Annotated in this window: 11 protein-coding genes; 4 read left to right on the top strand and 7 right to left on the bottom strand. The window is 43.1% G+C overall.

Annotated features, from left to right (window positions below; translation table 11 throughout):
• Nucleotides 1-141 precede the first annotated feature (141 nt).
• Both MusilaSJ_RS07320 and MusilaSJ_RS07325 read left to right on the top strand, forming a co-directional pair.
• Complete coding sequence (locus MusilaSJ_RS07320; protein WP_274989365.1) at nucleotides 142-4,839, top strand: DUF8693 domain-containing protein; 4,698 nt, start codon at nucleotides 142-144, stop codon at nucleotides 4,837-4,839.
• Nucleotides 4,840-4,855: 16 nt separating this feature from the next.
• Nucleotides 4,856-5,056: a hypothetical protein gene (locus MusilaSJ_RS07325; RefSeq protein WP_274989366.1), complete on the top strand. Its 201-nt coding sequence runs from the start codon at nucleotides 4,856-4,858 to the stop codon at nucleotides 5,054-5,056.
• Nucleotides 5,057-5,105: 49 nt separating this feature from the next.
• On the opposite strand, the gene MusilaSJ_RS07330 is transcribed toward MusilaSJ_RS07325, so the two are convergent.
• From MusilaSJ_RS07330 to MusilaSJ_RS07355, 6 genes are all read right to left on the bottom strand, one after another.
• A complete protein-coding gene (locus MusilaSJ_RS07330; RefSeq protein ID WP_274989367.1) occupies nucleotides 5,106-5,762 on the bottom strand; it encodes a DUF4136 domain-containing protein in 657 nt (218 codons plus the stop codon).
• A 225-nt stretch (nucleotides 5,763-5,987) separates the two neighbouring features.
• Nucleotides 5,988-6,560: a Maf family protein gene (locus MusilaSJ_RS07335; protein WP_274989368.1), complete on the bottom strand. Its 573-nt coding sequence runs from the start codon at nucleotides 6,558-6,560 to the stop codon at nucleotides 5,988-5,990.
• 220 nt (nucleotides 6,561-6,780) lie between these two features.
• The gene (locus MusilaSJ_RS07340) at nucleotides 6,781-7,302 is read right to left on the bottom strand and encodes a KdsC family phosphatase (RefSeq protein ID WP_090524424.1); all 522 of its coding nucleotides are present in this window, start codon (nucleotides 7,300-7,302) and stop codon (nucleotides 6,781-6,783) included.
• A gap of 106 nt (nucleotides 7,303-7,408) precedes the next feature.
• The gene (gene iscX / locus MusilaSJ_RS07345) at nucleotides 7,409-7,651 is read right to left on the bottom strand and encodes a Fe-S cluster assembly protein IscX (protein ID WP_090524422.1); all 243 of its coding nucleotides are present in this window, start codon (nucleotides 7,649-7,651) and stop codon (nucleotides 7,409-7,411) included.
• A 90-nt stretch (nucleotides 7,652-7,741) separates the two neighbouring features.
• Nucleotides 7,742-8,074, bottom strand: coding sequence for a 2Fe-2S iron-sulfur cluster-binding protein (locus MusilaSJ_RS07350; protein WP_090524420.1), 333 nt, complete (start codon nucleotides 8,072-8,074; stop codon nucleotides 7,742-7,744).
• A gap of 19 nt (nucleotides 8,075-8,093) precedes the next feature.
• Complete coding sequence (locus tag MusilaSJ_RS07355; protein WP_274989369.1) at nucleotides 8,094-8,876, bottom strand: Rossmann-like and DUF2520 domain-containing protein; 783 nt, start codon at nucleotides 8,874-8,876, stop codon at nucleotides 8,094-8,096.
• Nucleotides 8,877-8,958: 82 nt separating this feature from the next.
• On the opposite strand from MusilaSJ_RS07355, the gene MusilaSJ_RS07360 reads away from it, so the two are divergent.
• Together MusilaSJ_RS07360 and MusilaSJ_RS07365 are read left to right on the top strand one after the other, a co-directional pair.
• Nucleotides 8,959-9,879, top strand: a complete 921-nt coding sequence (locus MusilaSJ_RS07360; protein WP_090524416.1) for an alpha/beta fold hydrolase — start codon at nucleotides 8,959-8,961, stop codon at nucleotides 9,877-9,879.
• Between the two features lie 30 nt (nucleotides 9,880-9,909).
• Nucleotides 9,910-10,644 carry a hypothetical protein gene (locus MusilaSJ_RS07365; RefSeq protein ID WP_274989370.1) on the top strand — a complete coding sequence of 245 codons (735 nt, stop codon included), beginning with the start codon at nucleotides 9,910-9,912 and terminating at the stop codon, nucleotides 10,642-10,644.
• On the opposite strand, the gene MusilaSJ_RS07370 is transcribed toward MusilaSJ_RS07365, so the two are convergent.
• Nucleotides 10,641-11,351, bottom strand: coding sequence for a phytanoyl-CoA dioxygenase family protein (locus tag MusilaSJ_RS07370; RefSeq protein ID WP_274989371.1), 711 nt, complete (start codon nucleotides 11,349-11,351; stop codon nucleotides 10,641-10,643). The genes MusilaSJ_RS07365 and MusilaSJ_RS07370 overlap by 4 nt on opposite strands.
• Nucleotides 11,352-11,360 lie beyond the last annotated feature (9 nt).

An 11,360-nucleotide genomic window follows, 5' to 3' on the forward strand; every position in this document is an offset into this window, starting at 1 on the left:
TTTTCCATTTTTTCAATAAAAGACATCACGACTGATGCCATTGGCAACACAAACCCATATTTGAGTTGAAATTTGTACTTTAATCCCATTTTTATTGAATCAGCATCATTATTGACATTATTCGCCCGAAACCCTATTAATTTGAAAACACAATTACGCTGCGTGTTATTTACCGGATATCTGCTATGCCTGATCAGTGCAGTTGCGGCCCAGGAAACCAGCGATAACCTTACCTACTATTACAATAACTTTGAAACTTCCTCTGCCGGTACTACAACATCATTAGGAGCGACCGGGGTTGGTAATGCCACCCGCACAAGTTCATCAGTTACCATAGATGCATCAACTACAAGTCCTTTAAACGGCTCGGTAAGCCTGCGATCCGCAGTACCTGCAACCAACGCTATAAGTGCCATCAGGTGGGATTTTGTCGGAAGCGGCACATCCGGGAGCGTTGATCTTACCGCCAATGATTTTGAGTGGAACTTTATTTATAAAAACAACAGCAGTACAGGCCCCTCTGATCCCGACGTGATGGCTGTCGGCAACAATACCTGGCGTTATTGGCTTATTGCCAACGATTATACCACCAATAACATGCAGGGTATTTATATAACCCATACGGGCACTACGCTTAGCTTACGGTACAGGTATGACAATAATATCTACTCGGGCCATTATAACGAGCTCCTAAACGCTACAATGGCCAATGATCAGCAAACATACATGATCAAAGTACAACGTTTGAAAAACGGCCGCTGGGCAATTTTCAAGGATGTTTTTGTAGCAGGCATGACCACAGCCAAAACGCTTGTTGCTTCAAGTACAAGTACAACGGGCGGCAGCTACAGCACTTACTATTATTCTTATCTCGAATCAACATGTACCACTGCCGGCCGCTTTCAATGGGATAATTTTGATATGTATACCCGTGTACTTCAATTTACCGCCACAGGAGCAAACGGAACGGCTAATAATGTAACACAACCTGCCTATTATGAAAATGAAAGCGTAACCCTTTACGGGTTAAAAATAATATCAAGAGGAAACTTTGTTATTAATCAGCTGGTAATGAACACATCCGGGGCAGGGTTCGAGGCCTATTTCAATAGCTCAGGGAGTTTGTACCGATCGGATGATTCGTATTATTCTACCTCGTCTGATGCATTGATAAGTTCGGTAACTTATACCGGGAACGCTATACAGAATTACAATGTGGGCGATCTTATAACGAGTTCGGGTAATACTGATGGGTCATACTCGGTGCCCGGGTATTATTTTTGGACCGGTACAGTAAAAAGCCAACTCAACTATGGCGGGAGCCCTACAGGTACCATTACCGTCACAAGCATTAATACCCTTACCGGGAATGAAAACAGTTCGGCCATCACTTATACGGGTCCTTCGTCAAATGGTAATATCATAACTTTTGCAAATGCAATTGACTGGACGGGCGCTTCGGACAATAACTGGAACAATACCGGTAACTGGAGCCCGGCAACCGTGCCAACTTCTACCAATGTGGCACGCATAGGCGTTGTTTCATTTAAAAACCAGCCTATTGTTCAAAGCAGCGTACCCAGTATAGCATCCATGGTATTTGGCCCTTTAACCAGCACCCTATTCGGGTCTCCGTCAATTACCTTAACCATCAATAACACCTATTCACTTACGGTAAACGGCGCCATAACACAAAATCACAACAGCAGCAGCGGTGATGTAACAACAACCATTACGGGTTCAGGAACCGCAACGTTAAGCTGTAGCTCATTTATAGTCGGTGATAATACAACGCCACCTGCGCCAAACATATTTACCTCGCCAACATCAAATACCACTACCATCAATACAACAGTCCCTGTATTTAATATCACCAACTCGTTATCGTTAAATACAACATCGTCGGCAATTGGTTATTATGCCTTCGGGTTCCTGCAAAACTATTCGGTTAATAATGCGGCATTTCATCTAAATTCAGGATCATTAACTGCAAGCAACATAGCCACCACCAATTCAAACTATGTAAACAGGAATGATGGTATAGTAACTGTAACCAACGCCGCATTAGTTGATATGGATACCGGTACCGGCGCCTCCACATTAACTTTAACAGGTAATACCCCAATAAGTGCTGCTACAGGTGGCACTATCGATTTCACCACCGGCGGAAGCGGTACAGGACTTGTAAATTATGCGGCAACTTCGGGCACACAAACAGTATACGCTACTAATGACAGCTTTATAGGTACAAACCCATCCAACTATGATAACCTTACCTTATCAGGGGCAGCAGCCAAAACTGTCGACGGAGGCGCACTAACCGTAAGCGGAAACTGGATCACAAGCGGTGGTGCAATAGACCTTAACACGAACAACCCCGTTATAACCGTTACAGGAACCTGGACCAATTCAGCAAACGTAACCCAGGGTTCGGGCAATATTAGCATTACTGGTAACACTACTAACAGCGCTGTTATTACAGCCGGCTCGGGCACACTAACTTTCAATGGCGATTACACCAACACGGGCACGTTTACGGCAGGCACCGGAACAGTGTTTTTTAGCAAAGCTGGCGCTCAATCTCTTACAGACAACAGCACCAACGGCACAAAATTCAATAATGTTACTGTTAATGGCAGCGGTATAAAAACCATGTCGGGCACAGGTAAATTCGCGGTATCATCCTCGGGTATACTTACTATGGGCGGTACAGCTACCCTTGCTGCCGGTGGTGTTTTAACATTAAACTCCGATGCAACAGGTTCGGCCACTGTAGATGCTATCCCTTCCGGAACAGCAATTACAGGCAATGTAAACGTACAGCGTTTTATAAGCGGCGGCAATTCATATAACAGGGGGTACAGGTTACTTTCATCACCTGTTAATACAGGTTCAGCAGCCAAGGTAATCAGTATAAATTACCTTAAAAACTCATCATGGATAACCGGTACTACAGGCACAACAGGCGGCTTTGATAAATCGGGCAATCCCACAATTTACTGCTTCAGGGAAAATATAGCCTCGTCGCAGGCGTCTTTTACAGCCGGTAATTTCAGGGGCATTAACAATATTAACTCCTCGCCAACTTATGTTTTTGATACCGACGGCTCACATACCATACCTGTCGGCAACGGCTTCCTTTTCTTTTTCAGGGGTGACAGGACAGCCGCCGACCTTGCAACGTCAACAACCGCAAGCTATGTACCTACCAACACTACTTTAACAACAACCGGTACATTAAATACAGGTAATATTACAGTAACCAACTGGTACAGCGGCACAACCAGCCTCTTATTCAGCAATACTACCGGCAGCCAGGTAAACGGATATAACCTAATTGGAAATCCTTACGCGGCCACCATCAATTGGGAAAAATTTAACCGCAGGGGCACAACAACAACCGTTTCCGCCACATCATCAATTTACGGGGCCGGTTTCCCCTCAGAGGTATCTTCGGCTGCAACTCTATCGGCTCCGGGCAAAATATGGGTTTACAATCCCAAAACAAAGCAGTATGCCAGCTACATGCAAAAATCGACAGCTATATCAACGGCAGATACAACTACCAATATTAATCCCGGCATTTCAAGCGATGGCTACGCAAGTAATATGATAGCCAGCGGGCAGGCGTTTTTTATACAGGCTACCTCAGCTTCGCAGTCATTAACTTTCAGGGAATCGGCGAAGTCAACAACGCAACCAACGGCATCAAATCTGATAGCCTTATTAAGTACCCCTGCTGATAAGGGGTTACAAAAACTGGCGGCCACAGCTGCCGACATGGACATATTGAAGGCTGCCGAAGCACAATCAGCAGCATCACAACAAATTTCATCATCATTGGCCGAACCGATATTGAGGCTGCAAATGATAAAGGACTCCATTAATACCGATGATATTGTTATTGCATTTAACAACGACGCCGGTACAGCTTTTGAAAATAGTAAAGACGCGGAAGACCTGGGGACCAATGGTGCGCAGATAGCCTTGTCTGCCCTGTCAAGCGATAGCGTTAAAACCGTTATCCATCACCGGCCCTTCCCAAAAAAGCAACAGGAGATCATCCCCCTAACATCCGACGCCACAACATCGGGGCCATATCAATTAAAGCTAAGAGCACTTAGCAAACTACCTGCTATTTATGAAATATGGCTTAAGGATAACTTTACTAAAGATTCGCTGGATCTTAAACACAACAACGTTTATAGCTACAATATTGATAAAAGTACCCCGGCTACCTTTGGTAAAAATCGTTTTCAGCTGATATTGCGCCAATCACCTGCGTTGGGCCTGCGACTGCTTGATTTTAATGCCGTAAAAGCAACCGGCGGGGCTAAAACAACCTGGATTGTTGAAAATGAGGCCAACTACACCACATTCACGCTGCAAAGAAGCACCGATAACGGTAAAACCTGGGAAGATCTGGATGTGATAAAATCGAACGGTTTGGGTACCTACGCTTATACCGACCCTAACCCGGCAAAAGGCTTAAATAAATATCGTGTTCAGTTAACTGATTTAAACAATGATATCAGCCTGTCAAAAGAGCTGCCGTTAATGTATGCCAATACAAAAAATAACATAAGCAATAGCCTGCTTACGATATATCCCAACCCGGTAACGGAAACATTAAACCTAACCATAGGGCAAACCAACGCTTCAGCAAATTATAATATTCAGGTAACTAACAGCAGCGGTGTAATATTGAAGGCAGTAAATATCACACAGCTTTACTGGAAAAACAACGTGGCCGGTTTGGTACCCGGGACATATATTATAAGGGTTACCGATAACAAAACCAAGCAGTTGATTGGCACCAGTAAATTTTTAAAACAATAACAAGCGATTTGTGCATATGAAAAAAAAGTTCTTTTTAACCGCCCTTGTTTTTGCGGCCGGCACCTTAAGCTGTGTTGCCCAGTTAGATAATCCATGTGATAATGCCGACGGCGACGCTACTTGCCCTCTTGATGCCTGGGTTATTGTTTTGGCTGTTGCTGTATTTACTTTTGCTGCAATTCATTTATATCGTAAACAAAAATCCCTTCAGGCTTAAGGCCTAAAGGGATTTTTGCATTAGTTCAATAAATCGATCAGCAAATCTTTTACGCTTTTCTCATGGGTACCTGAGGCTGTTGTTGTACCTGGTTAAGTTCCAGTTGTTCAATAATACCGTTAACTACTTTCGGCAATTCTTTAACTGTTTTTTGCGGATTGTGCAGCTCACCTACGCCAAAGCCACGCCATACCAGTTTACGTGACCTGGCATCCATAATGTCGATAATCAGGGTACCTTCTTTGTAAGGCACACGGGCATAACCGCCGCCGCCATAACCGTAACCATAAGGATATCCCCAACCCCAGCCGCCATAACCATAAAACGGACGATAGCCCCAACCCCAGCCAAATCCTAAACCGAAGCCCGGGTAACCGCCATAGTAATAAGGATAAAACTCAGTTTTCATCCCCCTGCCGGTAACTGTGGTATAACTTACCAGCAAATCGGGGTTATTTTCCTGGAATTTTAACCCTTTGTTCTCCAATGCCGAAATAGCCGCGTCCTTAACCCTTTCATCAGCCACTTCCTTTTTTACAACTGCGCCGGCTTTATTGGTCATGGTTGCAGGAGGTAGCCAGGCAAATGTACGGTAAGCGGATAAATCTGTTTTGTTTCGGGCTGCGGTGTAATAATTGTAACTGCTGCATGCAGACAAGGCGGCCACCAGCAGTAACACCAGCCCAGTATTAATAGTTTTTTTCATGACAAATTACTCCCTTTATTTAACACGTTAGACTATGCAGGAAACAAAGGTTTAAATTAAATAATTATTTATTTAATTGTACCGGAAAAACACGCATAATCAAAATTGACGATGTTTAGCGAAACTGTAACGACAATAAAATGGTTTGCGAAAGGCACAAGTAATCCCCGCACAGGCAGCCACACAATACTTGCGCCGGTGTGTGAGTATGTAATACGGGGAAATCTATTTGCTTAAGTTAAGCAACTGTGCATAAACCTTTTGAGTAGGTAAACCAACAACGTTGGTATATGAGCCTTCAATCCGTTCGATGCCTATCAAGCCTATCAGCTCCTGGATGCCGTATGATCCGGCCTTGTCAAGTGGCCGATACTTATCTACATAATTACTAATCTCGGCATCAGAAAGCTTACGGAAGAACACTTCGGTAAGATCATAAAAATTGTTATAACGTCCTTTATATAACAAACATACACCGGTAATAACCTGGTGTACACGGCCCGACAGCATTTGCAGCATTTCGATAGCATGTGCACCGGTTTCGGGTTTACCCAGTATCAGACCATCAATACAAACTATGGTATCGGCAGTAAGTACAACCTCATCCTTTACCGTTTCATCAAATGCTTCTGCTTTTTTACGGGCTATATGTAAAGCAACCTCTGTTGGGCCAAGCCCTTCGGGAAATGACTCATCAACATCTTTAAGCACAACCCTGAAATCAATATCCATAAGCCGGAGCAGCTCCTGCCGCCTTGGCGATTTTGACGCGAGAATTACGGGTGGGATGGTGTGCATATCTTTTTAGTTCATGGTTGATGGTTCATAGATCATGGTAGCTGCATTGATTAGCATTTTTTAGTTCATGGTTGATGGTTCATAGATCATGGCAGCTGCATTGATTAGTTCATGGCAAATGGTTCATAGATCATAGTAGCAACAAAACTATTTATAACCATGATCTGCCGGGTTAATTCCATGATCTATGGACTATCGACTATGGACTATGGACCAAACCCTACCAGCTATACGCCTGTTTACTCATCCATTTATCCTGAACCTTGAGCACTTTTTCAATGATATCGCGGGCACAGCCTTTGCCGCCGCCGTAGGGCGATACGTAAGCGCTAACCGCTTTGATCTCTTCAACAGCATCGGCAGGGCAAACAGGTAATCCTGCAAGTTTCATCACTTCCAGGTCGGGAATGTCATCGCCCATGTATAAAACGTTGGTGGCGATTATGCTTTTTTCTTCCAGATAAATCTTGAACCTTTGCGATTTGGTATGTGTGCCCATATACACATCCTGGATGCCAAGGCTGTTTAACCTGTACATGGCACTTTTTGAGCGGCTGCCCGATATCGCGCAAACATTATAACCGCATTTAACAGCTAACTGCAGCGCGTAGCCATCTTTAATATTAAAGGCGCGGCTTTGCTCGCCCGCTTCCGTTACAAAAACAGATCCGTCGGTTAAAACGCCATCCACATCAAAAATGAGGGTAGTAATATCTTTTAATTTATTCAGGAATGATTCCATGGTTGTGATTTCACCGATTTTTTTTATTATAGAATGTTTGCTTCGTGCTAAACTGCTAATCGCAAATTTAAAACTGCAAACCGCCAGCTCAAAACTGCCAATTGAATTATTGATTATCCCGCCACTCGTATACCCAGGCCGACTGGATCTGCTCCAGGTGGCCTTCGTTTGATTCGGCACGGGTACCGGCAAAATTAGGCAGGCTCAATACCCATTCCAGCAGTTCGGTAAAACGGATGCGGTATATTTTTGATTCGTCAAAATCGTCACCAAACTTTTCATAAAGTTCAATGGCAATATCTTCATAATCATTCCAGTGAATTGGTAAGGCAAATTTATTATCGCTCATTGTTGTTGATTTTACGTACTACCCGGGGGTTACGCTAATACGTTGTAAATTATACGTTTTATTTATTGTTTAAACGGATTGATGCAAATATTAGTGGCCTAAAAACTGCGACTGATCCGGCAGGGTAACTTCAATGTCGCCATCAACAATCACACACTGACAACCCAGGCGCGAATTAATGCGCGGGTTAACAGCCCTGTCAATAAAATCCTCTTCTTTATCGGATATCTCCTGGATATTATCCATCCCCTTGTTTACATAAACATGGCATGTGCTGCATCCGCAAACACCACCGCAATTGTGCTGTAGTTCAATGCCATTCTCCAGGCATACGTCTAATACAGATTCTCCTTCGGCTATAGGTAACTCAACGCTTTCGTGCCCTTTTTCCTCGAAATTGATCTTTATTTTATAAATGTTCATTTAAGCAAAAGTAACAAAATTACTCGGGTGCGGTAAACCCTTTATTGTTTTTGATAATACCCTGACTTAATAAAGTATAAACTTCCTGTAACATAGGCATCTCGCTCAGCATCTGCATGTGCACAGCCATAGTGCCGCCGTCATTACGCACGGCAGGGCCGGTTTGTACATTGCGCGGTTCCTGCTCAAGCACTTTTTGGGCAGTTTCCATGATCAGGGGGCGCAGCATGTTAAACTCCATTTGATTTTGCGCAAGCAGGTCCTGGGCAACCCCGTACAAATAATTGGGAAAATTACAGGCAAATACCGCGGCAAGGTGCAATATTTTGCGCCGGGCGGAGTTAACGCTATATACATTATTACTGATGGTAAATGCCAGCTGCTTTAAATCAGCAAGTATACTGTCGTCAGCACCTTCAAGACAGAGCGGGACAGATCTGAAATCAACCTCTCTTATCTTGCTAAACGTTTGCAGGGGATAAAATACACCGGCCTTCGGGGTAAAAGCCAGCAAACTGTTCAAATCGGTTGAGCCCGATGTATGTACTATTAACTTTTTATGGGCCGACAACGCTTTAACAACAGTCGTTATAGCATCGTCCTTAACCGAAACAACAAACAATCCCGTATCGGGATTAATATTGTCAAGGTTATCAACAGCTTCGGCAGCTACATGGTAAGCCAGCAGCGCGGCATGCTGCATATCGCGGCTATATACCTGCACAATACGGTGGCCTGCATTTTTAAACGCTGCTGCCATATGGGTTGCTACGTTGCCAGAGCCTATTATAGTAATGTTCATATACTCTTTACAATAGATATAATTATTTAACTAACTGTAGTATAAATATTTCTGTATTTTAGAAACCAACATCTAATACCGCATGAAAATACTTAAAGTAAGCATTATAATTGTGATATTTCTTGTCGGGGCCGCGTCATTAATACTATACGGCTTCTATAGGTATAACAATAAAGAAACCAAAACCTTAACCGATGCCAGCCGCATAAACATCCCTGGCAGCTTTATCAAATTAAGTCAGGGCGTAACCCATTACCAGCTTGAAGGCCCTGATAGTGCCCAGGTTGTTATACTTGTTCACGGTTTTAGCGTACCCTATTATATCTGGGACCCAACGTACGATTTTTTGATAAAAAAAGGATACCGGGTATTACGCTATGATATGTATGGCCGCGGCTATTCAGACAGGCCCGATGTTCCCTATAACCAGGAGCTTTACAATACGCAATTGCTCGATCTCATTAATCAACTTAAATTAAGCGGGAAAATAAATTTAGCTGGCGTATCATTTGGCGGCGCGGTGATAACCAATTTTACCTGCAGTCACCCCGGTATGGTTAACAAACTAATCCTTGTCGACCCGGTATATGAACAAAAAAAGCCGGTAGCTCCGCAATATTTCACACTTTATAACGAAGCCGTGAACTCCGACGAAAGAGCAAAAGGACAAACAACCGATTTTCTTTATCCCAAAAACCACCCCGGGTGGATAAACCGTTACCTCCCCCAAATGGAGTATAAAGGGTTTAGAAACGCGCTGGTTTCAACGCTGTACAATTACAATCAAAATGGTCGTGAGAGCAATACCTGCCTCAACAGTGCAGGCAAAAGCGTATTACTGATATGGGGTAAAGCTGATAAAACAGTATTGCCACGTTTCAGCGATTCTATCCGCAGCGTATTAAAGACCGACTTTTTCCCTGTTGATGGCGCAGCACATTTACCCATGATTGAAAAGGCCGACACCGTAAATGCTAAGATCCTTTCGTTTTTGAAGGGGTAGGAAAATCAATTTTATATTTAGTTTTAGCAGATGAAATTCAAATTGACTATCTGCTTATTATTGTTGATAAATCTTGCAGGGTACGCCAACGGCACCTGCTTGCACTCATATTTAGCCGATACTACAGCACATAAAAAAGTTAAACACCTGCAACGAAAAATTGTATATAACGTAACCTATCCTCGCGAAAGCATTAAGGGCTATAAACTTGAATTTGATAATTGCTTATATACAAATAAGTTTACCGTTGCTCAACGGTTAAAGAAATATCCTTTTTCAGTTGCCGCTAAAATAATAGCGATATCTTATGTAGGAGGTCCTGAAAAAAACCACGACACAATTATTGATTCAACAGGTTCTCCTAAGCCTAAGCAAGAACCGGACACAGCTTCGGGCATCATTATTGAAAATCACCGTTTGAAATACGACAATGTTAAACAATCGAAAATATTAAGCACTAAAGAGATAGAAAAATTCACTGATATTATCTATAACTATGGCTACAGCGGCATGAAAAATTACCTGATAGTAGGATTCGCCAACTGCTTTGAACCCCGCAACTCAATTGTTTTTCTTGATAAAAATGGGAAAGTTATCGATCATTTGGACATCTGCTTTCACTGTCAACAAAGTGAATCTGAATCAAGAAAAATAGATGAAGGAATACCGTGCACACAAAAATATCAAATGCTTAGAGATTTCTTTACAGGCATTGGTGTTCCTTACGGAACCACCAGAAAAACGTATGGCCTTCCGGATAATTAAATCCTTTCCGCCCAATCAATCCCATCAGCAAGCGTTGTCCTGCTAAACTCAATATGCACTACCCTGCGCCGTTTGTTGTTGGTAGTACGGTTTGAGGTGTGCATGAGCAACGGCCGCATGATCATGATACCACCTGCCTGTACATTGCAGCTTACTTCAGTTTCTTGCTGCCAGTCGATATTTTCGGGGCGATAAATTTCTTTAAGGTGTGAACCGGGCAATACTTTCAATGCACCATTATTTTCATTGGTATCATCCAAATGAATGCGGACAGTGAAATTGTCTTGCAAAATATGAAGCGGAGGCTGCACAGCAAACTGGTTTTGCTTAACAGTCCAGGGGCCGTAACCTGCTATATCAATTTTCTTATCCACCGAGATGGTTAAATCCTGGTGCCAGGCTACAAACCAGTTAGACGATCCGGGCTTATCAAAATAGATGGATTTTACAACAAAGTAGCCATCGCCAAAAATATTGGAGATAACGTTTTTTAGCCTGTCATTCAATAAAAGAGGGGAAACATCCGGAATAGCCTTTAAAAACTGCCTTATGGTAAACACATCATCCGTTTGCCGGAACAACGGCCCCGATCTGTCGGCCGATTCTATGACGTTAATAAGGGCTGTAACTTCGGCACCGATATAAATATCCTCAATAACAGTAAACCCGTCATGAGCTATATGATACCGGTGCCCGGTTAAATCCATCTAACAAAA

The sequence above is a fragment of the Mucilaginibacter sp. SJ genome, from assembly GCF_028993635.1.
Classification (GTDB): Bacteria; Bacteroidota; Bacteroidia; order Sphingobacteriales; family Sphingobacteriaceae; genus Mucilaginibacter.

What these genes read in the sequence shown, in the direction of transcription:
- MusilaSJ_RS07325 (WP_274989366.1), top strand. Translation starts at nt 4,856, where the DNA reads ATGAAAAAAAAGTTCTTTTTAACCGCCCTTGTTTTTGCGGCCGGCACC.
- MusilaSJ_RS07330 (WP_274989367.1), bottom strand. Translation starts at nt 5,762, where the DNA reads ATGAAAAAAACTATTAATACTGGGCTGGTGTTACTGCTGGTGGCCGCC.
- MusilaSJ_RS07335 (WP_274989368.1), bottom strand. Translation starts at nt 6,560, where the DNA reads ATGCACACCATCCCACCCGTAATTCTCGCGTCAAAATCGCCAAGGCGG.
- MusilaSJ_RS07340 (WP_090524424.1), bottom strand. Translation starts at nt 7,302, where the DNA reads ATGGAATCATTCCTGAATAAATTAAAAGATATTACTACCCTCATTTTT.
- iscX (WP_090524422.1), bottom strand. Translation starts at nt 7,651, where the DNA reads ATGAGCGATAATAAATTTGCCTTACCAATTCACTGGAATGATTATGAA.
- MusilaSJ_RS07350 (WP_090524420.1), bottom strand. Translation starts at nt 8,074, where the DNA reads ATGAACATTTATAAAATAAAGATCAATTTCGAGGAAAAAGGGCACGAA.
- MusilaSJ_RS07355 (WP_274989369.1), bottom strand. Translation starts at nt 8,876, where the DNA reads ATGAACATTACTATAATAGGCTCTGGCAACGTAGCAACCCATATGGCA.
- MusilaSJ_RS07360 (WP_090524416.1), top strand. Translation starts at nt 8,959, where the DNA reads ATGAAAATACTTAAAGTAAGCATTATAATTGTGATATTTCTTGTCGGG.
- MusilaSJ_RS07365 (WP_274989370.1), top strand. Translation starts at nt 9,910, where the DNA reads ATGAAATTCAAATTGACTATCTGCTTATTATTGTTGATAAATCTTGCA.
- MusilaSJ_RS07370 (WP_274989371.1), bottom strand. Translation starts at nt 11,351, where the DNA reads ATGGATTTAACCGGGCACCGGTATCATATAGCTCATGACGGGTTTACT.